The sequence below is a fragment of the Paenibacillus sp. N22P23 genome (assembly GCF_059383735.1).
Genome location: NZ_JBXENT010000004.1, coordinates 230,253 through 256,552, shown reverse-complemented (window position 1 = coordinate 256,552; position 26,300 = coordinate 230,253). Strand labels below are relative to the sequence as shown.

The following is a 26,300-nucleotide window of genomic DNA, read 5'->3' as shown; positions in this document are numbered from 1 at the left end:
TAGGGGGTAGGGACTGCATATGAAAACCATCATGTTTATTACGAACCGGTTTCCCTTCCCGAATACGGATGGACGGAAAAATATGCTGCTGCAATACATTCGGCAAATGAAAGAGATTTATCCGGATAGCGAGATTGTGAATTTATCCTTCGTGGATGATAACCGGTATCTGAAACATCGGCCGGACGAAATTGACAGACTGGTGTGCCTCGAACTGCCTGGATTGGTTGAGAAACTCTTCAATGTCGCGGTGTATTCCTTGCTGCTGCGAAGATGGCCGCTTCAGGTATCCGTCTATTACAGCCGCAAGACACATCGGAAAATCAAAGAAATCGTTCAATCGGAGAAGCCGGAGCTCATTCTGTACGACATGGTACGGGTAGCGGAATATGTATCCGAGGAACAAGGCAGACAGGTTCTGAGCTACGATGATCTGCTATCGCTGCGTTATCGGCGGCAGTTGGAATGGTTTCACTATATTCCTTCAGCACTCGGAGGGTTTGCGGACAAATTGCCGGGCAAGCTGAAGCGATTTGCGGACGTGAAGTTTATCCAGAAATGGCTGATTGATTTAGAGAGCCGGCTGCTAGGCAAGTACGAGAAGCGGGTGGCGGCGCAATTTCACCATCTCATCTTCACCTCGCCGAGCGAAGCAGAAAGCTTCCAGAAGGTTACCCGCCACGAATCCTGCTACGGTATTCCGATGAAGTTCGAAGCGGATGAGCGGCAGGGCAGCGGACCGCGCCGATATGACCGGAACAAGCTGGTGTTCGTAGGGAAAATGGACATTCCGCATAACAGCTCCGCTGTTGTCTATTTCTGCGAACGAATATGGCCCAAGATCAAGCAGAAGGCACCGGAGGCGACCTTCCATATTGTCGGGAAGAGCCCAACCGCCGAAGTACTGCAGCTGCAGAACATCTATCCGGGCGTCATCGTGACCGGTGAAGTTGACGATATGAAGCAGATTGTCAGTGAGTGCGCGCTCATGATCGCTCCGCTGCTGTTCGGGACAGGCATCAAAACGAAAATCGTGGAGGCTATGTCCTGGGGCGTCCCGGTCGTGACCAATCAGATCGGCGTTGAAGGGATCAGTGCGAATCACAGCGAGGATCTATTTATCTGTGAATCGGACGACGAGATGGTTCAAAACGTACTGCTTCTACTCAGCAACCCAGAAATTAACGATAAAGTATCGCGCAATTCGGTACGCTATGTCGCAGGTCATTTCAGCAGCTCCGTCACACGCAAACATATGGAGTTGATCTTATCATAGCTCCGCTTGCGTCAAGAGCAGGTGCATTTATGATTCTTCGAAATCTTATTATCATGCTGTTTCTCTTCTCCTTGGCAGTCCTTACTTACGATAGCCTGCCGTATTTTCACTTCTCGGTCTATCGTCCGGTTGCCATGTTTCCGATGTTTGCGGCATCGTTTCTGCTGTTGTTCTGCAATTTCCGGTTCAGGGCCGGAGACCTCTTCTTTATTGCGTTCGTCATCTACAGCATCTCCCATTCTTTAGTGGTGTCCATCGGCTATGAGGATGCAGGCAGCAGCCTGAAGCATACAATTACGCTGCTGTTTGGCCTATCGATGTACCGGGTGTCTGTCTATATCGCCGAACAAACCAAAGAGGATCCTGCACTGAAAGGATGGATTGCCAAGAGTCTGTTAATCGGCTTTATTCCGCCGCTGGCGATTGGTTTCATGCAGCTCGTGGATGCACTTGTCGTTCGCAGTGGATTCTCCTTGCCCTTGACCGGGTTGTTCTCAGAGAAGGTGTACCGCGGACGGATTCAAATGCTGTCCGGTGAACCATCGTGGGGTGCGATTCATATGTTGAGCGGCGGCATTCTGATGTTGTACTTGTTCAAACAGGGCTTCCGCAAACATTTGGTGCTGCTGATCGGTACAGCGGTTCTGCTGGTGCTGTCGTTCTCAGCTTACGCATACAGCGTATTGTTGACCGCACTGCTCATCTATGTGCTGATCACAAGCAGGAATCGCGGGAAAATGCTGCTTGTGCTTGCGGCATGCGTTCTTGTCGTTGGGGTAGGGGTTCCGTTCTTATTAGAGGCTTTCCACGTCAGTGGTTATTTCACAGACCGGTTCCAGTTTGATTTCAACTCCCTGATCAAGACCGACAATTCTTTCTTCATCAGGGTTGTTTTTCCGGCCATCGGTTTCTTGGAGTTCGCCCATCACCCGCTCTTCGGCGTTGGGGGAGGATTTTATTACAGGGAATTCGCGGAACTGCTGCTGAAGCATTTCAATGATGGACTGGTATTCGACGAGGTACATGATCTCGTCTTCGATACGCCTGAGATGGCAACGTCACGGAACCTGCTGTCCAAAGTGTTTGCAGAGGAAGGCCTGATCGGTGCTGCGTTGTTCTTTGGCTTCATCATCTCCGCCTTGAGGAGCGCAGGTGCGAATCCTTACGCAAAATTCGCTTTTGCGTTGTGCGTTTCGCTCGTCATGAATTTCGATTCCTATTCCTTTGTGAACTTTTGGCTGTTGATCGGGTTCATTCGAGGCGGTTTTTTCAATGAACAGCCGGCTGCCTTGGCAGCAGGAAGAGTGATGCAGCGCTTAAGGGGAATGAAGGGAATGAAACGTATTGCATGAGAATCTTAATTGTTAATAGTCTATACACGCCGCATATCATTGGCGGTGCGGAAATATCAACTCAAATATTGGCAGAATCGCTGGTCTCCTCAGCAGAGGTTCACGTCCTTACAGTTGGCGGGCAGAAACGAAGCGCCGGGTTCCAGAGAGAAGTTATTAACGGAGTCACCGTGCATCGTCTGCCTTATAACAATCTGTACTGGATCGGCGAGCCTCAGGGACGCGGAACACTGATGAAAGCAGCCCGCAGAATGATCGATCTCTACAATCCGGTGCAAATCCGGGCATTCCGGAGCCTGCTGTCAGCTATAAAGCCGGATCTGGTCCACACCCAGAATTTATCCGGGTTTGGCTCGGGGATATGGTCGGTTTGCGCTGAACTAGGCTTGCCGGTGGCGCATACGCTGCGAGATTATTCGCTCCTTTCACCAGTCAGCTCGCCGATCAAGAATCAGACGTTAGCGCGTGTTTATCAGTCGACTTCACTCGGATTCAGTAAACGGGTATCGGCGGTTGTCGGGATCTCTTCTCATATTCTGAAGCGTCATACCGACGCCGGATTGTTTCCTAACGCCGCGAAGCTGGTCATTCCGAATGCTGTGGACGGCGCGATCGAAGGCGCAGAGAAAGACGTTCATCGCAAGCCGCTGCGAATCGGATATTTCGGAAGAATCGAGACCGAGAAAGGCGTCCGTGAGCTTGTCGACGCAATCCGCTTCCTGCCGCGCAAGATGGTGGAACAAGTGACCATCTGCGGCGACGGGGGGATGAAGCAGCAGCTTGAGGAGTTATGCGCCTCTGACGATCGTTTCGTCTTTACCGGTAAAGTTAGCCGTGAAGAAGCCCGCAGCCACATGGCGCGAGTGGATGTTACGTTTGTGCCTTCTATATGGGAAGAGCCCTTCGGACGGGTAATCATCGAGTCTTACCAGGTTGGCACACCGGTCTACGCATCGGATGTCGGCGGAATACCGGATGCCGTCTGGAATCCGGGGGAGTTCCTCTTTGCTCCGGGGAGTGCTGACGCTATCCAAGCCAAAATTACCGCGTTCCATTCCTTAGGGGGCGACGAGAGAAGAAGGATTGGGGAGCAATGTCTGAAGCATTGCCGGAACTTTACGACGCAATCGTTATTGGACAGGCATCTCAATCTATATGAACACATTCAGTATGGCCAGCATGAGTATGCGCTGGCAGGGGTGAACGGGAGATGAGAGCCATGAGCAAGTCGACCGTTTACATGTGGCCGAAAGCCAGCCCGGATAATAAGTACAGCGAACTGTTAACCAAGTCAATCGAACAGGCAGGGCTGCATGTCGAGCATTATGACAAAGAAACGATTGCTAAGCCAGGCAGAGGGGACATCGTCCATATGCATTGGCCGAGTAATTCGTATCAGCATGCATCCGGAATTGCTTTGACAGTCGTAAAGTCGCTGTTTTTCGCTCTTCTACTGCTCTATTACAGATGCAGAGGCGTTCGCTTGTTTTGGACCGTCCACAACATTTGGCCGCATGCTGGCCGAACACGCTGGGATTATATCATGCGCAAGTTTATTCTGACCGTCTGCCACCAGGCTTTTGTCCTGAGTGAATCGGTCAAGCAGGAAGTTGCCAGCGTGTTCGGGATACCGCAGAAGAAGCTCGTGGTTACGCCGCATGGCCATTATGTAGGTGCCTATCCGGGTACGGGAACAGATATCCGTCAGAAATTCGGTATTACGCCGGATCGGTTTCTTTTCTTGTTCGTCGGACGGATCAATCCGTACAAAGGGGTTGATCGACTCGTAGAGGCGTTCGAGTCATTGAAGCTTGCGCCTTGCAGTTTACTGATCGCCGGCCGGGTTGATTCCGGATACAGCCTGGATTTCATTGACCGATTTAATGGGGATGGCACAATCAGCGTTTATCCGCAGTTTGTGGGTGACGATGAACTGGCTGACTACCTGCAAGCAGCCGATCGGGTCGTACTGCCGTACAACCAAATCACGACATCCGGGAGTGCGATTCTTGCATTATCCCATCATAAGCCGGTTATAGCGCCGAATTTAGGCGCGCTCGGCGAATATGTAACAGGCGATTGCGGCATTCTGTATGATCCGGAGGATCCGAACGGCTTGCGCGATGCGCTTCGAAAGTCCATGGACATGGATATGAAGCAAACGGAGAAGCAAATTGAGGCAAAGCTGCGAGAGCTGGATTGGAGCCGGATAGCCGGTAAAATGATCCCTATTTATAGCGGTACAAAGCTGCATGAGGTGAAAGCATGAAAGCAACGATAGCGATTTGTACACATAATCGGGCAGCGGATGTCAAGGAAGCGCTTCTCAGCCTGCTGCAGCAAAGCTACAAACAACCTTTCGAGATCATCGTGATCGACAATCGATCTACCGATCATACCAAACAAACCGTACTGGACTTCCGGAATATGGTCGACATCCAGGTTCGCTACGTGTATGAAGAACGACTTGGTTTATCGGTCGCCCGGAATCGTGCGATTCGTGAAGCAAGAGGCGAGTTCATCCTATTCCTGGATGACGATGCGAAGGCATCCAAGGATTGGATCTCCGGCATCGTGGACTTGTTCGACGGGAATCCGCGAATCGGCTGTGTAGGCGGTAAAATCGAGCCCGCATGGGAAGGCAGCCCGCCAAGGTGGCTCTCCCGAGATAACGAGTCACTCTACAGCATCTTGGATTATGCGGATGAAATCGTGGAGATGCGGGAGCCGGCGATCCCATTTGGAGCCAATGTTGCCTTCCGCATGTCAGTGTTCGATACCATGGAGGCCTTCCGCGAGGATCTTGGCAGAGTGGGAAGCAATTTGCTTTCCAGTGAGGAGGCTGAACTGATTGCGCGTATCCGTACTCGTTATACGGTCTACTACACCCCTCATGCCTCCGTGCTGCACAAGATTCCGCATAGCCGGATCAGCCGGAAATGGCTGCTGCGACGTATTTATTGGCAAGGCGTCAGCAGCGCCGTGTCCTCGAAGAAGAAAGCGGGGATATTTATGAAATCGCTCGTTAAGCTGCCCATCTTTCTCGTCCTAACAATCTTGTTCCTGTTTGATAAAAGGCGAATATTTCGCAATATCAGCAAAATCATTTATAACAACGGACTGATCAGCGGCGTGCTGCGAAGCTATCAACCGAAGCGAATATAACCGTTGAGGATGTTTTGAATCATGAATCAAATGGCTGTCAAAAGAGCGGTGGCAGGCCGCGGAGTATTCCAAACCATCCTGCATACCAGCGCCGCCAATCTGCTCATTATGGTGTTAAGCACATTGACCTCCATCGTGACTGCACGAATGTTTGGCGTCGAGGGGAAGGGAATGTTCTCGGCCATTCTATTCTGGCCGACCTTACTGGCAGGGCTTGTCTCGTTCGGGCTTCCGACCTCCCTTATTTACAATATGAAGATCCATGCTGGTAAAGCGGCTGAATACATCCGGGCAGGATTCATGTTTCAACTGCCTGTCAGTCTGCTTGTCGGTACGATTGCTTGGATCTATTTGCCTGTCTGGCTCGGGAACTATCCGGATGATGTCATTCGGACGGCACAGTGGTACACCGTCTTAACACTGCCTATCCTGCTGGCAGTAAATCTGCTTACGGCGCTCACGCAAAGCATGGATAAATTCGTGCTGTATAACGGATTGCGGTTATATGTTCCGCTCAGCAATCTGCTCGGTCTGCTGGTACTATGGGCGATCGGCAAGTTGTCTCTGCACGGCGCAGCATTCGTTTTCTTCGGGACCAGTCTGATGGTCATCTTCTGGGCGCTGCACCGGCTGCGGCATGAATTGTCGTTCAACTGGCTGCGTAGATTCTCAGACCGTACCGTGCTGGGGACGCTGTTTGGCTATGGTGGAAGGGTGTTCGGTGTAGAGCTGCTCGGCACGCTGTATTCGCAATGCGACAAGCTGATTATTTTATCCCTATTAACGCCAAGGGATTTCGGGCTTTACACGGTTGTGTATACGCTATCCCGCGTGTTTAATGTCGTGCAGACGGCCATTTCGAACGTCATCTTCCCGAAGGTGACGGGGCTTAGTCAGGACAAAATTATAACAGCCGTCAGCAGAGCATTCCGATTGTCCTTCTTGCTCATGACCATTGCAGTTATTCCTGGCATGCTCATCGGTCATTATTTGCTGGGTCTCCTGTATGGGAAGCAATTTTTGGAAGCCGGCAGCGCCTTCTACCTGCTGTCACTCGAATGCATCATCGGCGGCGGCTCATGGATTCTCGCCTCTTCCTTCAATGCGATGGGGCGTCCCGGTTTGGTAGCGATGCGACAAGCGATCGCGCTGGCCATCACGATCGGATTGTTTTTCATCCTGACACCGCTGTATGGCTTGGATGGTATCGCGATTGCCTTGCTGCTCGGCGCGGTCATCCGCATTCTGATTACGATCGCAGCCATGAGAATCGTGTTCAAGGTGCGAATCCTCGATATTCTGTATGACAAAAACGATTTACGCTTTCTATTCGAGCACCTTTCGCGAAGAATGCATACCTAGGAAGGCGGCAATACCGGAATGAACAAAAGCAAGAGAAGCATCAGGGACTACTTCAAATTCGGTTATCGCGTATTGCTCGGCCTGTTGTTTCGGAGGCATGTCGATCAATGCGGGAAACTGCTGCGGGTAGGCGGAAGCATGACGGTATCGAAGGCCAAACGAGCTAAGCTCTTCATTGGCGATTACGTCATCCTGCACAAACATACCGGGTTTTACTTGGATTCGAACGAAGCCGTCATCGAGATCGGCGATCACACCTTCATTAATCGAAGAACCGAAATCAGATGCAAGAAGCAGGTGAAAATCGGCAGTCACTGCGCCATCTCATGGGATGTCACCATTATGGATACGGACTATCACTGCATCGAGGGAAGCGTGGCAACCAGGCCGACAATCATCGGAGATCATGTCTGGATCGGAAACAAAGCGATTATTTTGAAAGGTGTCACGATCGGGGAAGGCGCCGTTGTGGCTGCAGGGTCGGTCGTATCGAGAGACGTGCCAGCCCGCACGCTTGTCGCAGGCGTCCCGGCGAAGCCTCTTAAGAGGAACGTGAAGTGGAACAAGTGACGGAGCGAAATAGAGCTTGTTCAAAAAGTGCGGAAGGGAGAAAGGGATTGTGCCGGAGAGTTTACGTGCCGCCTTTGATAGTGTGTTGTTACCTACTAGTCTAATCCTAGAGAACACAATATCAACAGCGGCCGCAGGCACATCCCTGATCCCTGCAGCACTCGCTTTTTGAACAAGCTCTCAGAGAGAGAGAGAAGAGACACAAAGGAGACGGATTGATGGAAAGCGTACAGTTTGCTCATCCGATGGACGAGCTCAAGGACAAGCTTAGGCAGATTTTGCAGGTGATTCCGCCACATTCCAAGATCTATTACATCGATTATCCGGTTCATGGTAATGGCGGGGATTTGTTGATTATGAAAGGAACCGAAGCATTCTTCAAAGATAATCGTATTCGCGTCCAGGCCAGGTATAGCGTGCTCGATTTCCCGAGCGGGTTGAGTATTCCTAAGGATCATATCATCGTGCTGCACGGCGGCGGGAACTTCGGCGACTTGTATCCGGCTCACCAGAAGCTGCGCGAGAAAATCGTGTCCGATTATCCCGATCATCGCGTGGTCATGCTGCCGCAGACGATTTTCTACAAGAACGAGGCTGAATTTGATAAGACGGCAAGGATCTTTAACAAGCATAAGGATTTGCATCTCTACGTTCGCGACATCTACTCGCAGGAGATGGCTTCCGTGAAATTCACGACCTGTCATGTCTATCTATCGCCGGATATGGCTCACCAGTTATGGCCGATTCGGAGCCATACGAGCCCGGAGAAAGAATTGCTTTGTTTCCTCCGCATAGACATCGAGAAGACGGCAGAGCAGGAACGGCTTGAAGCTTCAGGCCAAGGCGACTATCTGGACTGGGCAACGCTGTTCAGCGGATTTGAGCATAAATCGATTCGCGCTATTTTCAAGATGTCCGAAGCAAGCAACGGCAAGTTGCCCGTTAGCAAGATCTGGGGCAAATACACGGACTATCTGGTGAACAAAGCCGTTAACCGGTTCAGCAAATACAAGAACGTACAGACCTCAAGGCTGCATGGACATATTCTGTCTTGTCTCATGGATAAGCCGAATATCCTGCTGGACAACTCGTACGGAAAGAATTCCAGCTACTATCGCACCTGGACGAATGGAATAACGTCAGCGAAACTATTGGCGCAACAGACTAGTACTGCGGAGCGTGTTTGATCTAAGCAAAGAGAGTTTGACTTCGTCAAACTCCCTATCTCAGGAGGGATTTATCATGAAAGTCGTATTGCTTTCGGGAGGATCGGGGAAAAGGCTGTGGCCGCTGTCGAATGACGCCCGGTCGAAACAGTTTTTGAAAATCTTGAAAAAAGACGATGACCAGTTGGAGTCCATGATACAACGAGTCTGGGGACAAATCGGTGAGGCCGATTTGAAGGATCATGCCTACGTCACGACGAGCAAACCTCAGGTAGAAATGATTCAAAGTCAGCTTGGAAATGAAATCAACCTGATCGTAGAACCCGAACGCAGGGACACATTCCCTGCCATCGCGCTGGCAGCCACCTATCTCTATTCGGTGGAAGGCGTGAGTCTGGATGAAGCGATTGTCGTTATGCCCGTCGACCCTTTCGTCGAGATCGGCTTCTTTCAAAAGCTGAAAGAGCTCGAGCATGTGCTCGCCAGCTCCGATGCCGACTTGGCACTGATGGGAGTCAAGCCGACGTACCCATCTGAGAAATACGGGTATATCATTCCGAGACAGGACGGCGATTCCGGTCGGCCCTTCATGGATGTTCAGAGTTTCCGCGAGAAACCTCGCGAAGAAGAAGCAGCGGAGATGATCGCTCAGGATGCCTTGTGGAATTGCGGCGTTTTCGCATTCAAATTGGATCTGATCATTAACATTCTGATCGTGAACGGGCTGCCGATTCAGTACGATGAAATGTTGAAACAGTACAGCAAGCTGCCGAAAATCAGCTTCGACTATAAAGTGGTGGAGAAAGCGAATCGGATTGCAGCGATTCAATATGACGGGCCTTGGAAGGATCTTGGCACGTGGAATACGCTGACGGAGGAAATTGAGACCTCTCTGATTGGCAAAGGCATTATTACGGAAGATTCGTTGAATACCCATGTCATTAACGAACTGGAAATTCCGATTACGCTGCTCGGCTTGTCCGATGTCATCGTGGCGGCAAGCCCGGATGGCATTCTTGTTGCAGACAAAGCTTCAAGTCCGCAGATCAAGGAGGTCATGAAGCATTCGGAGCAGCGTCCAATGTACGAAGAGCGGCGTTGGGGCCGATACCGAGTGCTGGATTACGTGACCTATCCGGATGGCCGTGAAGTGCTGACCAAGCGGATCTTTATTTCCGCGGGCAGCAATCTGAGCTATCAGTACCACAGTCTCCGGGACGAAGTGTGGACGGTGGTTTCCGGACACGGAGAAATGGTGCTCAACGGCAAGCGGTTTTCCATAACGACCGGAGACGTCCTCCTGATTCCGAAGGAAAATAAACACAGCTTACGTGCACTAATGGATATCGAAATTATCGAAATCCAAACCGGTACGCAGCTCATTGAAGAGGATATCGTCCGGCTTGAACATGATTGGAATGAAATTATGCAGCTCTGTATGATCTAACGAAGTGAATGCTGCTGCGTTTTCTCCGAAAATTTTAAGGAGTTGTTGAAGATGAACATCACGGTTATCGGTGCTGGTTATGTCGGGCTTGTGTCTGGGGTTTGTTATGCGGAGCTTGGCAATCAAGTCATCTGCGTCGATAAGGATCAAGCTAAGCTCGATATTTTGCGAAATGGATCTATACCTATTTACGAACCGGATCTGCAGGAGCTCTCGCTTAAGAATATGGCTGCGGGCAAGCTGAGCTACACGTCTGATCTGCGCCGTGCAGTGCAGCTGTCGGATATTGTGATCATCGCGGTCGGAACGCCTTCCTTGGCTAACGGCGAGGCGGATTTGTCTTATATTGATCAGGCCGCTGACGAAATCGCTGAAGCGCTGAACGGGTATAAGATCATCGCGGTGAAAAGCACGGTTCCCGTCGGAACGAATGAACGCGTACGAGATCGGATCCGCAGGCTGACCAATGAACGGTTCGACAGCATTTCGCTGCCGGAGTTTCTGAGAGAAGGTTCAGCCGTGCAGGATACGCTTCATCCGGATCGGATCGTCATAGGTGCCGATTCTCAACGTGCCGCTGACACGATCGCCAAGCTGCATGCGCCGCTGACGGATCAAATCGTGATCACGGACATTCGCAGCAGCGAGATGCTGAAATATGCCTCCAATGCGTTTCTCGCTACGAAAATATCGTTTATTAACGAGATCGCGAACATATGCGAGAAGGTAGGCGCAGATGTCACCCAGGTGGCCAAAGGAATGGGTTACGACAACCGGATCGGTCATTCGTTTCTGAAAGCGGGGATTGGCTACGGAGGCTCCTGTTTCCCGAAGGATACGCGGGCTCTTATCCAAATTGCCGGCCATGTCGACTACGAATTCAAGTTGCTTCGTGCGGTGGTTGAGGTGAATCAGGATCAGCGGTTCAAAATGATCCGGAAGCTCGAAATGATATTTGACGGCAACCTGCAGGGCAAGACGATCGCTGTCTGGGGACTTTCTTTTAAACCGAACACCGACGACGTGAGGGAATCACCTGCACTCGAGATCGTTCAGCATCTGGTGAATAGCGGGGCGACGGTGAAGGTGTATGATCCGATTGCGATTCCGAACTTCCGCCGTATGTACGGCGACAATGGTGTGGTTTGGTGCGAAGGTGCATTGGAAGCGGCAGCGGATGCAGATGCGCTCTGTCTGTTGACGGAATGGGATGAATTCATCCATGTGGATCTGGATCAGCTGCAATCTGTATTGCGAAAGCCTATCCTGATTGACGGCCGCAATGTTTTTAAAGAAGAGGATTTAGCGGGAACGGCCTTCATCTACTATTCCATCGGCCGCCCCAGCTTGAATCAAGGCGTCAAGGAGGAAGTATTGGCTTTACATTACTAAAGGATGATGAGGGCCTTTATCGTGAGAAAAAATGCTTCACTGCTGTTATTGTACGGACTGCTGGTTTGCTTGACGCCGTTATCCGCTACAGGGAACGCCGCTCCGCTTTCATTCTATGAAATTGAAATCGACCATCTTCGAGATTGGGAGCAGGTGTACAAGCATTCGGATACGCTCTTTCTGACAAAGGCTCCGGGTGAAACCTCGGATCCGACCCGTGTGAAACGCGGCGGCGTTTCAGGTGAGAACATGGTATACAAGGCGGAAGGTTACCTCCGGTCATTCGCGGTTTACACGAATTATCAGCCGAACGCCAAGAAGACTTATGACCATCCGTCCTTTTACATTTCCAAGGATGGCGTGACGTATAACAAGGTCATTCCGGACATTCATGAAGAAGACAGCGATGCAGTTAACATCGTGTACGAATCGAGGAAGTTCCCGGCAGGCACGAAATTTCTGAAAATCGTCTACCAGGGCAGCAGCATCGTCAAATCGCCGGCCATCGGCAAGGTCGTACTGAACGGACCTTCCAGTGCGCAGACCAGCGTACCTTCGGGGACGGTGCCTTACGGGCGCATGGTCATGCTGAATCAAGGTGCGAAGGGTGAAACCATCTATTACACAACGGATGGCAGTGATCCCAGAACTTCGGCTACACGCTTGCATTACAGCTCGCCAATCGCGGTCGTAAATAATCTGTTGCTTCAAATAACAGCTGTGAGCCATTCGAGTACGGGGCAGTCGGCAGCGACCGGCGTATCGACCTATCGGTATGTGCCGGCTCCTAAACCGGCTCCGCCTATCGGGTTGATCGATCCGCTCGATAATTTCAAGCAGCTCGCCAGTCGTGCCAATCTGTATGTCATCAAGAACCAACCCGGTTATTTCGATAACGACAAAAGCCGGTTCGCGCGTACCACTAGTGCGCCTGGCAGCATGGTGTACCATACGGATTACGACATCAACTCGTTTACGGTGTACAGCAGCTTTTTTACCGGAAACCCGATTGAGGAACATCGAATGTTTGTCTCTTCGGACGGCAAACAATACAAGCAAATTCCCGCGACGGTTAACCCTGTCGGCTATGCGACCGGGAATTGGCAGCAGTACGCGTATGAAGCTTCAGGACTGCCGGAGCATTCGAGGTATTTGAAAATCGTATTGCTCGGTACGAAAGCCTGGTCACCTCAAGTTTCGAAGGTCGTCATCAATCAGAATACGGCTTCGGTGAAGCTGGCTACTTCTCGGAGCGAGACTTCGGTCAAGACCGAATTGACCTCGACTACGAAAGGGGCACGCATCTATTACCGGTTAAACAAAGGGCCCGATTTCATGAATTATTCGAAGCCGCTCCTGCTCCAAGGGTATAACGTGCTGGAAACGTATGCAGTGAAAGACGGCTGGTTACCCAGCCCAATCCGCAAATATACGGTGAATGCCAGCAATGAGATTCTTGTCGATCGGTTCGGTCAGATGAAGGCTGCGAATTTCGCGGGGAAGGTGACCAGCGAGAAGGATTTGGCATCGGACGCCGCGGCAGACGCTGCTTATTATGGAAGCTTGAAGTCGCCGGGAGGTCGTGACCCTTATGGCGGGTTGGCCGGAAGTGCGAAGAAATATAATCTGGCTGCCAAAGGGTACTTCGCAATCCAGCGGATGGGTGATCGCAAAGTAATGACGACACCTGACGGGAATCTCTATTTCAGCCTAGCCGTGAACGGCGTGACGGCCCATGAAACGTACACCCGAATCACGGGAAGGGAGCAGAAGTTTGAATCCGTCCTCCCAAATCAAGGCGTGAACAAAAACGCGTATATCGGTCAGGACAATTATTCGTTCTATGTGGCGAATGTTTTCCGGAAGAAAGGCGTTTTCCCGACTGAGCATGCCATCTACTCGGAAGCGGTAACCCGGCTCCCCAAGTGGGGCTTTAACGGTGTAGGCAATTATTCAACCGAGAAGTATGGCGAGGAGGGCAAGCTTCCTTACGTGAGAATGCTGCCGCTTAGCGGTATGGCATGGGCCAAAATCAATGGCGTCTCGTTATTCGATATCTTTGCTCCGGACGCCGCAGCACAGATCGATAAGGCATTTAAGAATACGCTCACGCCTAACAAGAACGATAAGAATCTGATCGGTTATTTCATCGATAATGAATACGACTTCCACAAATTTTATACGCATGTGCCGAAGCTCAAAGCGAGCTCTGCTGCCATGAAAGGGAAATTGGTCCAGAGGCTGAAGGACAAGTATCAAACCATCAGCTCATTCAACGCCAATTGGAAGACGACATTTAAATCGTTCGATGAGATGAAGGAAGCGGAGCTGCCTGTTTCAACCTCTCAATCATGGCGCGATATGGAAGCTTTCTTCGACTACTATCTGGATACGTTCTTCGGAACGGTCTCCCGTGCGTACCGCAAATACGATCCGAACCATCTCCTCCTTGGAGATCGATGGATTACGACAACGTTCCATAATGAGAAAATCAGCAGCGCGCTCGCCAAAGTGGAAGGCAAATACGTGGATGTCATCAGCATCAACTATTACACCTATAAGCTCGAGCCTGATCAGCTGAAGAAGATCTACGATATTTCGGGCGGCAAACCGATTCTGTTCAGTGAATTCGGTTTTGGGACCAGCGAGCAGGGGCTTGCGCCTCTCCTTCCAAATTCGGCAGCGAATCAATTCCAAAGAGGAATGCGCTATCGCAATTACGTGGAAGGTGCGGTCAGCCTGCCTTATGTAGTCGGCGCGCATGTGTTTAATTATGTGGATCAAGCCGGGCTTGGCAGGTACTGGCAGGGCGAAGGAGGAGAGCACTATAACTCCGGTCTGGTTAATGTTGCGGACCGCCCTTACAAGGACTATCTGAAAGCCATCATGGATACGAACTATGACATTTATAAGGTCATGCTCGGGGAGCGCGCGAAATTTTATTATGATTTCAATAAAGGATAAGCTTGCGGATCGATCCGCAATCCTTGCCTTGAAGGAGGTACACCTTGGTCGATTCGAACGGCAACAACCTTGTATTTCTACTCTGTACGCCGCGGAGCGGGAGCTCTCTGGCCACGGTTATGCTCCAAAATCACAGTAAACTGTTCGCTACGCAAGAAATGTGGTTTCTGATGAGCTTGTATGATTTGCAATCGCCGCAGCGCCGCGCTTATGGCGGGACGGGAATCCTTAATCAATTCTACAACGGCGTGCTGCCGCAGCACAGCTTTGAGCAGGCTTGCAGAGCTTTTGCCCTCCAGGTATACAACGGCTTAATGCAAAGCAGCGCCGGTGCAGAGATGGTGATCGACAAGTCGCCTCGGTACTATTATCTGCTGGAGTTTCTGGATGCGCTGTTCCCGCAGTCTCGGCGGATCTGGCTCATGCGTAACCCGTTTGCCGTTCTCTCTTCCCATAAGAAGGTGAACGGACAACGGGGAACGAGCTTCAATCTGAGGGAAGACATGAGGAACGGGACTTTCGATATGAAGCTCGCTGACCTGACGATCGGATTGTTCCGCTATTTCCGTTACTTCGCTCAAGATAATCCCTTCTCGCACCGGTTGTCTTACGAGAAACTGGTGACCAATCCCAGGGAGCAGATGATTGAGGTTTGCCGATTCCTAGGCATTGGTTATGAAGAAGGGCTAGAGATCTATGGGAACTTTAAAAATACCGCCAAGTCTGACTTGTATTTCAGCATGGGGGTAGGCGATCCGTTCGTCGCGAATCATACGGAGCCGAATCAGGATTCCGTTTCGATCTGGAAAGAAGTGCTGGATAAGCAGGAGATCGAAATGTACGGCCGGGTGCTTGGCGCTCAGATCTTCCATGATCTTGGGTATAGCGAGGAGCTGGCTGAAGCCGAGAAGCTGACGGGTGTACGCTTCGAGCTTGAACCGGATACGGAGCTGATTGAGCTGTACACCAAGCAATTGGTCGATGCAACGGGCTGCAGGTGGGAAGCGGGCTATGAGATGAGAACGGATCCGGGTGCATTAGGGAGCTTGGTTATCCCGGACCAATTCAATGACGATAGATGGCTGCACCCGGAAGAGCTTCAACTGCAAATGACTGTGCGTATGCTTGAGAAACGTTTGGAGAATAGCGCCAAAGAGCGAAGACAGTTGAAACTGCAGCTGGACACCATGAGGAGAAAAGCGAATCGGTTGAAAATGTTGATTCCCTTCGGCAATCGTTTGTCCCAGCTTGCTTCGACCTACTTCAATAACAGCAGGCTGAACAAATGAGCGCCATAGTCGGCATTTATCAGTATAACGGGCATCCGGTCTGGAGCAGGGACAGAGACGAAATGATGGAAGCCATGCAGCGGTACGATGCCGACGATGTTCAAACGTGGACGAGCGGTGCGGTATTCCTGGGGTGCCGAGCCAAGTGGATTACCCCCGAATCGGTAGGGGAGCGATTGCCCTATTATGATGCGGAGAGGAAGCTCGCGATTACGGCCGATGCCATCATTGATAACCGCCGGGAATTATTGGAGCTGCTGCAGGTTTATCCGGCTCATCGCAGCAAGATAACGGACAGCGAGCTTATTCTGCTGGCCTATCGGAAATGGGGGCGGAAGGCTCCGGAATATCTAATCGGCGACTTCGCTTTTGTGATCTGGGACATGGGAAAGCGGGAACTGTTCGGTGCAAGAGATTTGCTTGGACATCGCTCACTCTATTATGTTCACGGTCGCGATCGGTTTGCCTTCGGTACGACGATTGCTCCGTTATTCGCTTTACCGGAAGTTGTCAAAGAGCTTCATGAGCCTTGGCTTGCGGAGTTTATGGCAATCCCGGAAATGTTCGAGTCTACCGATGTCACTTCTACGCCTTACCGGAATATTCATCAGCTGCCGCCGGCCCATACGATTACGGTATCGGATGGATGCGTTTCGCTCTCTGGGTATGGCTCATTGGAACCGAGTTCCATGCTTCGGCTCACATCCAGCCATGAGTATGAGGAAGCATTCCGGGAGGTATTCGACGAAGCGGTAAGGTCAAGGCTGCGCACGCATCGTCAAGTAGCGGCAACGTTAAGCGGGGGCCTGGACTCCGGTTCTGTCGCAAGCTTCGCAGCACGTGCGCTGCGTGAGGAAGGGAAGCCATTGTATGCGTACAGCTACATTCCAACGAGCGATTTCACCGATTGGACGCCGAGAAGCACAGAAGCGGACGAAAGCCGGTTCATCGAAGCCACGGTTCGCCATGTCGGCAATATTTCGCACCAGGCTATGGATTTCGAAGGCATCAGCCCATTCTCCGAAGTCGACGAATGGCTGGATATTCTCGAGATGCCTTACAAGTTCTTCGAGAATTCCTATTGGTTGAAAGGGATACATGAGCGAGCCGGCGGACAAGGTGCAGGGGTTCTGCTCACCGGTGCAAGAGGGAACTTTACCGTTTCGTGGGGACCCGCTCTTTATTATTACGCGACGCTGCTAAGAAAGCTGAAATGGCTGCAATTCATGCGGGAGCTTCGGCTGTACAGCGCTAATAAAGGGATTAGCAGATCACGTTTACTATCCGTGATCGGCAAGCAGGCGTTTCCGATGCTGGATAAAGGTCCGCAGCAAGGCGGTAAGTCCGATATTCCGACGATGCTGATTCATCCCGATTTTGCCAGACGAACGGATGTGTTCGCCAAGTTGCAGGAGAATCGAATTGGCGTGAATGGCTCTACGATTAGCGATCCGCTGGAGCTGCGCAAGGAGAAGATGCAAAGCCTTGCCGTTGGCAACAAGAACGGCGCTTCGGCAACGAAATTGTCCTTGCGTTACGGCGCATGGGAACGCGATCCAACCTGCGATCCCAGAGTCGTTCGGTTCTGCTTCTCGGTCCCGATTGAACAATATGTCCGGGATGGCTTGGATCGCGCGCTGATTAGAAGGGCGACGAAACACTATTTGCCCGACGAGGTAAGGCTGAATCAGCGCATTCGCGGCATTCAGGGAGCGGATTGGGTTCACCGTATCATGCCTTCCTGGAGGCCGTTGACCGATGAACTCCGGCAGCTTTGCACGGATCCTATCGCAAGCGGGTACCTACACGTCGATCGTATCCGGAATGCGGTGTCACGGCTTGGTGAATCCCCGCGTCCGGAACATGCTTTCGATCCGGAAATGAGAATGCTCATGCGCAGCCTGATCATCTACCGGTTTCTAAAACGATTTTAGAAGATTTTAAGAAGCAACTAAAAGTTGCGTAAGGGAGAAAGGGGATGTGCCGGAGAGTTTACGTGCCGCCTTTGATAGTGTGTTGTTACCTTCTAATCTCATCATAGAGAACACAATATCAACAGCGGCCGGAGGCACATCCCTGATCCCTGAAGCTCTTCCTTATAACTTTCTTTAAAAATATCTATAAAACTCGTTTACTCCATTGAAAGGGGGTGAAAAACCATGACGAACAAAAAAGAATGGCAAGTTCCGACTGTTGAAATGCTTGACGTAAGCGAAACGATGTATGGAAAAGGTATGACGAATATTGACTTCGTAACAACGGACGATATGGACATCTATAACCCGAGCTAGGTTCGGGTCAACGCCCTTATACAATCCGCGCACCGGATTGTATAAGGGATTTCTTATTATTCCCCTGAAAGGAGTGGTTGATCTGATATCTGCCAGAGAACACACGATATATAAGGCTTTCGGCATGCGGATATCTAGTTCAATCCCGCTGCCTGAATTACCTGTATCCGGTCCAATGAAGGAACGGGAGCACCCGGATGTTGTCATTGAAGCGGCTGACCCAGACAAGTTGTTGGAAGAGCTCGAGCTTGGCGGCAGTAACTTCTTGTACAAAGACGGCCGATTCCTGTTCCTTATTCCGGAGACAGCCATGTATTGCATCGAAGACGGATATCGAATTTCAGTAGCACCGCTTGCCGGCGCAGATCCGGAGAAGGTTCGTGTATATTTGCTCGGTACTTGTTTGGGCGCACTGCTCATGATACGCAATGTGCTGCCTTTGCACGGAAGCGCCATAATGATAGGCGGCAAAGCCTACGCGTTTCTTGGCGAGTCGGGAGCCGGCAAATCAACGCTTGCCGCTACTTTGGTGGGCATGGGGTATGAGCTAATAAGTGACGATGTCATCGCGGTTTCCTTTACAGGCGAAGGCGGAAGGCTTGTCGTTATGCCGTCCTATCCGCAGCAGAAGCTGTGGCAGGAAAGTATCGATCAGCTGGGACTGGCATCCGGGAACTATCAATCGGTTTATCGGGAAACGACGAAATATGCCGTACCGGTGCTTTCAAGATTTTGTAATGAGCCCGTCCCACTTGCAGGAGTGTTTGAACTGGTGAAGTCGGAATCAGAGGCAGCCGTTTCGATCAGACGGTTGTCCAATTTGGATCGGCTGCGTATCGTGCTGATGCATACGTACCGAAATATGCTGATCCCGCGACTGGGCCTTGCGCAGTGGCATTTCAAGGTTTCGTCCAGCCTGGCTGATCAGGTTAATGTCTATCAGCTCATGCGGCCGACAGCCGGATTTACGGCGCATCACCTTGCATCTGAGATCATTCGTACCATTGAAGAAGGAGGCGTATAAACATGACGAACGTGAACTTGGCGGAACAACAAATTATCCAATCGCCGGGCAGCATTGTGAGTGACATGAACGGGGAGAAGGTGATGTTCAGCATCGATAGCGGGAAATATTACAATCTCGGCATGATTGGCGGCCGAATTTGGGAGCTCATCGCTTCACCGCTTACGGCCAGCCAATTGGTAGACAAGCTCCTATTGGAATATAACGTTACACGGGCTGCCTGTGAGGAACAGGTTGACGCTTTCCTTCGGAAAATGCATCAGGAATCGCTGATCGAGGTTCGGAACCTTGAAGCGCATCGTTAGGAAGTTTCTCGCTCTGCCTGCGGAGAAGAAACGGTTCCTGCTCGAAGCGTTCATTTACTTAGGCTGGGCACGTGTATTGAAGACCTTACCGTTCTCCCGGCTCGCGCCATCATTGGGCAGACGTATGTACGAAACGCCGCTCGCGCATGATCCGTCAACCGAAATGCCGATTCGCCAAATTGCCCAGGCGATCCAGTTGATGAGTCGTCATACCATCTGGGAAAGCCAGTGTATGGTCAGAGCGATCGCAGCCAAGAAAATGCTGAAACGGCGCCGGATTGAAAGCACACTCTACCTAGGTACGGCGAGGGATGAGCAAGGGAACATGATCGCGCATGCCTGGCTTCGAAGCGGGCCATTCTATGTGACCGGAGCCGAGGAGATGAAGATGTTCACGATGGTGGCTTCATTCGGAACAGACAAAACGTAAGGAAAGGAATGAAGGTGTCCCGTTATGGAGAACAATCGTACTCTGGATCTAAGCGCTATTCCTGAAGAATTAAACATCATGCTGGCGTTCATGCAGATGGATGCCGATCAAGCGCAGCAATGGGGCAAACCATCGATGCCTGACATCGATTGGAATCAACTTCTGAAGCTGATCCGACATCATCGCGTCTATCCGCAGCTGTATTCGAAGCTGAAGAACAACAACGGGATTCCTGCCGATGTCTTGCAAGCCCTTCATCAGGATTACGGTAAAAATACGTTTCAGATGCTCCGTTTAAGCGGCGAAATGGGCCTTGTGTGCAGCTCCTTTCAGGACCGAGGGATTCCTTCATTAGTTCTTAAAGGACCGGTGCTTGCCGATCTGCTATATGGTGATGTTTCGCTCCGAACGTCCAAGGATTTAGACATTCTGGTCCCAATGGACGGTGTGGAGAAGGCAGAAGAGATGTTGACCAAGCTCGGTTATGAGAGCGATAGTCATGCTCCGCGGTTATTCAATTGGAAGTGGAAGATGCATCATATCTCCTATACGCACCCGCAAACGAGAATTCAAGTGGAGCTTCATTGGCGTCTCAATTCCGACATGGGCAAAGAACCTTCATTCGAGGAGCTCTGGGAACGGAGAAGACGCAGTACGCTTACGAGGAATGAGATTTATATGCTAGGAAGCGAAGATCTCTTCATGTATCTGGTCTCGCACGGCGCCCGTCACGGCTGGTTTAGGCTCCGCTGGCTGGAGGATATTGATCGCTTGGTGCGCCAAGGTGTAAACTTTGAAACGCTCATCTCGCTTATGCGACGCTATGAATGTATTCAGCTTGGAGGACAGGCTCTAATTCTTGCTTCCGCACTGCTTGGCACGCCGATACCAAGCTCAACCAAACCAATGATCACTAGCAACCATCGCGAGTTGGCTCAACGTTCGCTCTATTTCATCCGGGATATCGTCGCTTTCTCGCCTGTGCCGAGCTCCCAAGAATTAGCCAAGACCTATAAACGTTACTTGTTTGCATTGAAAACGACCCGGCAAAAGTCGGTTTATATAGTTGGCCAATTATATCCCAGCTTCAGGGATACGGAGGCGATGCCGCTTCCGAAACAATTACATTTTCTATACTTTCCCTTAAGACCGTTCGTCTGGTTATGGCGGCAAATGAGGCAGGAAGCTTAAAGGAACCCGGCCTATTCAAGTATGACATGACCGCACATAGAAGAATGACAAGCACCTCGGAGGCAAACATGAGCGCAATTGCAGGTATTCTTTGTTACAACGAAGAGACTGTATCGATAGAAGATAGCATGAAGCTTATGCAAGCTTTGCAAAGATATCCGGCCGATGATGTGCAAACCTGGCATGGCGGGTCCGTATTTCTGGGATGCCATGCCCAGTGGATTACACCGGAATCGGTTCATGAACGTCTGCCGTTCTATGATGAGCTAAATAAACTGGCCATTACCGCGGATGCGATCATTGACAACCGGGACGAATTGTTTAACCGGCTGCAGATTGATTATTCCCGTCGGAAAGGGATGACGGACAGCGAGCTTATTTTGTCGGCGTACCTGAAGTGGGGAAAGGAAGTCCCACGCTATTTGATCGGCGATTTCGCTTTTGTCATCTGGGATGAGAAGAAGCGTCTTCTTTTCGGAGCACGCGACTTATTGGGAAACCGCACGCTCTATTATCAACGTCAAGAGCGGCAGTTCGCTTTTTGCACGGCGGTCAATCCGTTATTCGAGATCACCGGCGCCAGGAAGGAGCTTAATGAGTCATGGTTTGCAGAGTTTTTGGCCATTCCCATTATTCTCGATTCCGTCGACGTGAACGGGTCAGTATACCGTAATATCGAGCAAATTCCTCCGGCACACAGCTTTACGGCCCAGGATTGTAAAATGACGCTAGAGCAGTACGAGACGCTGGAAGCGCCCCGGGATCAGCTTCGGCTGAAATCAAACGGCGAATACGAGGAAGCATTTCGCGATGTTTTTCAGGAGGCCGTCACATCGAAGCTTAGGACATTCCGTTCGGTCGGCGCAAGCTTAAGCGGTGGATTGGATTCAGGCGCAGTCATAAGCTTTGCCGCTGACCCCTTGCGTAAGGAAGGGAAATCATTGCATACCTACAGTTTCGTTCCTTCGCCCGATTTCGTGGATTGGACTTCGAGAAGCATGATGGCCGACGAAAGTCCGCACATTGGAGCCACGGTACGTCACGTAGGGAATATATCGCACAACGGCTTGGATTTTTCGGACAGGAACTCGTTCGGGGAAATCGACGACTTGGTCGAACTTCTGGAAGCTCCTTATAAGTTCTTCGAGAATTCGTTCTGGATCAAAGGGATTCTTGAAAAAGCGCGGCAGGATGGGGTCGGCGTGCTGCTTACGGGCGCACGTGGGAATTACACCGTTTCTTGGGGACCGGCCATGGACTACTACGCCAAGCTTTTAAGGAAGCTGCGCTTGTTCCATTTTTACCGCGAGCTAAAGCACTACGGGAGACAGATGAATATTGGAAGATCCCGGCTGCTGCCCATTATCGCTAAACAAGCCTTTCCATTTGCGACCAGATCTTTTTACGCCAAGGAACCGAAGAACGAAATTCGAAATCTCATCCATCCGGCTTTGGCCGCAAGAACAAATGTCTTTGAAAAGCTTAAACACCATGACGTCGGCTTAGGCGGGGCAACCTTCGATGAATTCGAAGCGAGAGACTATCAATTCAGAAATTTGGCAACCTCAAACCATCAAGGCACATCTGTAACCAAGTTTTCCCTGCGCTATGGCGTTTGGGAAAGGGACCCGACCTCCGATCCGAGAGTGGTACGCTTCTGCCTGTCCGTGCCGATCGAACAGTATGTACAGAACGGGATGGACCGATCGCTCGTCCGGAGGGCAACCGAATCGTATTTGCCTGATGAAGTACGGTTAAACCAACGCATTCACGGCGTTCAAGGAGCGGATTGGGTCCATCGCATGATTCCGATATGGAACTTATTTAACGAAGAGCTTCGGAAGCTTTGCCGGGATCCCATGGCCTCGCATTATTTGAACGTAGATCAAATCAAGGCATCGCTTGAGAAAATCGGGCATGCACCCCATCCGAAGCATGCATACGATCCAGATGCGAGATTATTAATGCGCGGCTTGATAGCTTACCGGTTCTTGAAGCAATTTACGTGATTGATTCCATTTGAAGGGAGGTGATACATATGGAAAAGCAAACACGGAAAGAATGGCAGCAACCAATGCTGGAAGTACTCGACGTAAGCATGACGATGGGTGGACCGAATGGTGTATTCCCGGACAAGAACGGCAAGGGTTCTAACAATGGGCACGCATTTGAATCCTAAATGCACCTGATATATGGCAAACCAATTGGCCCTTATACGAAGAAAAGCGTATAAGGGCCTCATTGAGGTGAGGAAGATGAAACCTGCGGTCAAACGAACGATTTATAGAGCATTTGGGCTGATGATAGCAAGTGAAATCGCCTTGCCGGAGCTGCTTCGGGAAGAGGAACAAACATGCGAAGTGGATGTTTATATCGACAAGGATGACTTGTATCAAGCCTGGAACGAACGCAGCGGCAGTGACAGCGACGATTATTATGCTCTTGAAGGCGATGATCTTATGCTGAACATAGTAGGCACGGCCATTTACAGAGTCCGGGGAGGGAACCGGATCACCGTCTCGCAGGCAATCGGAGCGGAGGATACCGTTGTTCGGCTATATTTGCTAGGAACCTGCATGGGTGCGCTGCTGTTCCAGCGTAAGATGATGCCCTTACATGGAAGCGCCGTTGTTATTAACGGAAAGGCTTATGCATTCGTCGGCGATTCCGGCGCGGGCAAATCCACCCTTGCCGCCGCCTTTCTCAAACGCGGCTATCCGCTTCTTACCGACGACGTGATTGCCGTAACGTTGAACCGCGACCGAGTCCCCGTCGTCATTCCCTCTTACCCGCAGCAGAAGCTTTGGCAGGAGAGCATCGACATGCTTGGCATGCAATCCGATCGTTATGTTCCGCTGTACGAGACCAAATATGCGATACCCGCAGCGTCAATGTTTTGCAAGGAGCCGGTCCCTCTGGCAGGTATCTTCGAACTCGTGAAGACGGACAGGAGTGGCACGGAACTTCGCCATCTCCAAGGGCTTGAGAGACTTCCTACCATCCGATTTCATACCTACCGCCATTTTCTGATTCCTCAGCTTGGCTTGGATCAGTGGCATTTCTCTGCCTCCGTCTCGATTGTCAATCGCATTAACATGTACCAATTATGCAGACCGGCTGAGAGATTTACTGCCTACGATTTAGTAAGCCGAATCCTAAATACGGTTGAAGAAGGAATATGGATTTCGCACGGATAGGGGGAAATGAAAAATGGAGCATCTGCTGCTATATATTAAAAAAATGCATCACTTTGCCGGCACCAAGCTCTATATCAATCTATTCGGTATGATGGTGATCAGCTTTCTGGAGGGTATTGGAATCTTTCTGTTGATTCCGGTGCTTGGTTTAATTGGGGTTTTGGGTTTGAACACGGATGGAATCCCTTTCGTTGCTGTTTTGGTGAAACCGTTAGAGGCTATACCGGACGGAATGAGACTGCTTGTTGTTCTAGGGGGGTTCATTCTATTAATTGCAGGTCAGGCTCATTTGCAGCGAAAGCAGACGCATTTGAACCTGGACATTCAGCATGGGTTTATAAGGTACCTTCGAATGGAAATCTATCAGGGATTGCTGCAGGCCAAATGGGCGTTCTATCTGCAAAGAAGAAGATCGGATTTCTATAATATCATGACCAATGAACTGTCGCGTGTCAGCCAAGGCGCCTTTCTCGTGATGCGTTTAATGACCACAATTCTGTTTACCGCGGTACAAATCGGCTTTGCGCTGTGGTTGTCGGCACAACTGACGGTTATGGTCTTGATCTGCGGTTTAGTGCTGGCCGTGTATGCAAGCCGGTTCATTAAACGTTCCAAAAGCATCGGGGATGAAACCTCTGATCTTGCCCAAAGTTATATGGGCGGGATGACCGATCATTTTAACGGCATGAAAGATATTAAAAGCAATCGATCAGAAGCACAGCATTTGACATGGTTTCGCGCGCTTTGCGGCAAAATGGAGCATAACCTCGTTCACTTTGGGAAAACGCAGGCTACGTCCCAGTACATTTATAAAGTGGCATCCGTCATTATCATTACGCTGTTTGTTTACGTATCTCTGCAAGTGTTTCAAGTGCAGGCTGAGAAGCTCATGCTGATCATCATCATATTTTCCCGTCTTTGGCCGAAGTTTTCGACCTTGCAGTCTAATTGGGAACAAATTGCCCAAACGCTTCCCGCGTTTAAGAGCCTTGCAGATCTTCAGAAGGATTGCGACTTGGCAAAGGAATTGGAAGTGCATGACTTTCCGGCGGGCGGAGATCCGGTAAGCATGGAGCAAGGAATTGAGTGCCGAGGAATCTCTTATCGTTACAATGGAAGCCAATCCACTTATGCTCTTCAGAATATCAATCTGTCCATTCCGGTTAATCGGATGACAGCTATCGTTGGAAAATCCGGTGCCGGGAAAAGCACCTTGATCGATATCATAATCGGACTTATTCAACCGGATGAGGGAGAGGTCATGGTAGACGGACGCAATCTTGCCAGTGACGACAGCTTCGTGCTTAGGAGATCCGTCAGTTACGTCTCACAGGATCCATTCTTGTTTCATGCAAGCATCAGGGAAAATCTGTTGATTGCCGCTCCGGAAGCAACGGAAGCACAAATGTGGGAGGCATTGCAGTTCTCTGCATCGGATGAATTTGTTCGAAACCTGCCGCAGGGACTGGATACCGTACTAGGTGACCGCGGAGTTAGACTTTCAGGCGGGGAACGGCAGCGGATCGTGCTGGCTCGGGCGGTATTAAGGAAGCCGAGCATTCTAATTCTGGATGAAGCAACCAGCGCCTTAGACAGTGAAAATGAAGCCCAAATTCAAGGCGCGCTTGATCGTTTAAGGGGGAGAATGACCATTATTGTCATTGCTCACAGGCTGTCTACCATACGCAGCGCGGATCAAGTCGTCGTATTGGAGAAAGGTGAAGTCATTCAGAAAGGAGGCTTTCAGCAGCTTTCCGCGGATATGAAAGGCACGTTTAGCAAGTTGTTACATTTTCAATCGGATAAACGTGTGCCTTAACAGAGGGAGCTGAATGGCTCCTTCGAGGTCTGTTAACCAGAGTACTAGAAACCACTGCCC

General features: G+C 50.7%; 22 protein-coding genes. All 22 read left to right on the top strand.

Features of this window, described 5'->3' with window-relative positions; translation table 11 throughout:
• Positions 1-19: 19 nt before the first annotated feature.
• The 22 genes from AC506A_RS19275 to AC506A_RS19170 all read left to right on the top strand — a co-directional run bounded on the left by AC506A_RS19275 (position 20) and on the right by AC506A_RS19170 (position 26,240).
• Complete coding sequence (locus AC506A_RS19275) at positions 20-1,276, top strand: glycosyltransferase family 4 protein (RefSeq protein ID WP_495462628.1); 1,257 nt, start codon at positions 20-22, stop codon at positions 1,274-1,276.
• Between the two features lie 29 nt (positions 1,277-1,305).
• The gene (locus AC506A_RS19270; RefSeq protein WP_495462627.1) at positions 1,306-2,628 is read left to right on the top strand and encodes an O-antigen ligase family protein; all 1,323 of its coding nucleotides are present in this window, start codon (positions 1,306-1,308) and stop codon (positions 2,626-2,628) included.
• Positions 2,625-3,842, top strand: coding sequence for a glycosyltransferase family 4 protein (locus tag AC506A_RS19265; RefSeq protein WP_495462626.1), 1,218 nt, complete (start codon positions 2,625-2,627; stop codon positions 3,840-3,842). The genes AC506A_RS19270 and AC506A_RS19265 overlap by 4 nt, the downstream gene beginning before the upstream one ends.
• A 5-nt stretch (positions 3,843-3,847) precedes the next feature.
• On the top strand, positions 3,848-4,897 hold the full coding sequence (locus tag AC506A_RS19260; RefSeq protein ID WP_495462625.1) for a glycosyltransferase: 1,050 nt from the start codon (positions 3,848-3,850) through the stop codon (positions 4,895-4,897).
• Positions 4,894-5,793, top strand: coding sequence for a glycosyltransferase (locus tag AC506A_RS19255; protein ID WP_495462624.1), 900 nt, complete (start codon positions 4,894-4,896; stop codon positions 5,791-5,793). Before AC506A_RS19260 ends, AC506A_RS19255 begins: the two co-directional genes overlap by 4 nt.
• 21 nt (positions 5,794-5,814) lie before the next feature.
• Entirely contained in the window at positions 5,815-7,155 is a 1,341-nt protein-coding gene (locus AC506A_RS19250) for a lipopolysaccharide biosynthesis protein (protein WP_495462623.1), read from the top strand.
• Positions 7,156-7,173: 18 nt separating this feature from the next.
• On the top strand, positions 7,174-7,725 hold the full coding sequence (locus tag AC506A_RS19245) for an acyltransferase (protein WP_495462622.1): 552 nt from the start codon (positions 7,174-7,176) through the stop codon (positions 7,723-7,725).
• A 218-nt stretch (positions 7,726-7,943) separates the two neighbouring features.
• Positions 7,944-8,912: a polysaccharide pyruvyl transferase family protein gene (locus tag AC506A_RS19240; RefSeq protein ID WP_495462621.1), complete on the top strand. Its 969-nt coding sequence runs from the start codon at positions 7,944-7,946 to the stop codon at positions 8,910-8,912.
• Positions 8,913-8,967: 55 nt separating this feature from the next.
• Entirely contained in the window at positions 8,968-10,338 is a 1,371-nt protein-coding gene (locus AC506A_RS19235; protein ID WP_495462620.1) for a sugar phosphate nucleotidyltransferase, read from the top strand.
• A 51-nt stretch (positions 10,339-10,389) separates the two neighbouring features.
• Positions 10,390-11,730, top strand: a complete 1,341-nt coding sequence (locus AC506A_RS19230; protein WP_495462619.1) for a UDP-glucose dehydrogenase family protein — start codon at positions 10,390-10,392, stop codon at positions 11,728-11,730.
• Positions 11,731-11,751: 21 nt separating this feature from the next.
• Complete coding sequence (locus tag AC506A_RS19225; RefSeq protein WP_495462618.1) at positions 11,752-14,694, top strand: chitobiase/beta-hexosaminidase C-terminal domain-containing protein; 2,943 nt, start codon at positions 11,752-11,754, stop codon at positions 14,692-14,694.
• Positions 14,695-14,738: 44 nt separating this feature from the next.
• Positions 14,739-15,983, top strand: coding sequence for a sulfotransferase family protein (locus tag AC506A_RS19220; protein WP_495462617.1), 1,245 nt, complete (start codon positions 14,739-14,741; stop codon positions 15,981-15,983).
• Complete coding sequence (locus AC506A_RS19215; RefSeq protein ID WP_495462616.1) at positions 15,980-17,917, top strand: asparagine synthase-related protein; 1,938 nt, start codon at positions 15,980-15,982, stop codon at positions 17,915-17,917. The genes AC506A_RS19220 and AC506A_RS19215 overlap by 4 nt, the downstream gene beginning before the upstream one ends.
• Positions 17,918-18,142: 225 nt before the next feature.
• The gene (locus AC506A_RS19210) at positions 18,143-18,274 is read left to right on the top strand and encodes a paeninodin family lasso peptide (RefSeq protein WP_143111553.1); all 132 of its coding nucleotides are present in this window, start codon (positions 18,143-18,145) and stop codon (positions 18,272-18,274) included.
• Between the two features lie 124 nt (positions 18,275-18,398).
• On the top strand, positions 18,399-19,298 hold the full coding sequence (locus tag AC506A_RS19205) for an aldolase (RefSeq protein WP_495462615.1): 900 nt from the start codon (positions 18,399-18,401) through the stop codon (positions 19,296-19,298).
• A 2-nt stretch (positions 19,299-19,300) separates the two neighbouring features.
• Positions 19,301-19,603, top strand: a complete 303-nt coding sequence (locus AC506A_RS19200; RefSeq protein ID WP_495462614.1) for a lasso peptide biosynthesis PqqD family chaperone — start codon at positions 19,301-19,303, stop codon at positions 19,601-19,603.
• Positions 19,587-20,033: a lasso peptide biosynthesis B2 protein gene (locus tag AC506A_RS19195; protein ID WP_495462613.1), complete on the top strand. Its 447-nt coding sequence runs from the start codon at positions 19,587-19,589 to the stop codon at positions 20,031-20,033. Before AC506A_RS19200 ends, AC506A_RS19195 begins: the two co-directional genes overlap by 17 nt.
• Positions 20,034-20,057: 24 nt before the next feature.
• Positions 20,058-21,224 (top strand): nucleotidyltransferase domain-containing protein, encoded by a 1,167-nt coding sequence (locus AC506A_RS19190; RefSeq protein WP_495462612.1) that lies wholly within the window; start codon positions 20,058-20,060, stop codon positions 21,222-21,224.
• A 68-nt stretch (positions 21,225-21,292) separates the two neighbouring features.
• On the top strand, positions 21,293-23,233 hold the full coding sequence (locus AC506A_RS19185; protein WP_495462611.1) for an asparagine synthase-related protein: 1,941 nt from the start codon (positions 21,293-21,295) through the stop codon (positions 23,231-23,233).
• 29 nt (positions 23,234-23,262) lie between these two features.
• Positions 23,263-23,403 (top strand): paeninodin family lasso peptide, encoded by a 141-nt coding sequence (locus AC506A_RS19180; protein ID WP_495462610.1) that lies wholly within the window; start codon positions 23,263-23,265, stop codon positions 23,401-23,403.
• A gap of 76 nt (positions 23,404-23,479) precedes the next feature.
• The gene (locus AC506A_RS19175; RefSeq protein ID WP_495462609.1) at positions 23,480-24,421 is read left to right on the top strand and encodes an aldolase; all 942 of its coding nucleotides are present in this window, start codon (positions 23,480-23,482) and stop codon (positions 24,419-24,421) included.
• Between the two features lie 13 nt (positions 24,422-24,434).
• On the top strand, positions 24,435-26,240 hold the full coding sequence (locus tag AC506A_RS19170; protein ID WP_495462608.1) for an ABC transporter ATP-binding protein: 1,806 nt from the start codon (positions 24,435-24,437) through the stop codon (positions 26,238-26,240).
• Positions 26,241-26,300 lie beyond the last annotated feature (60 nt).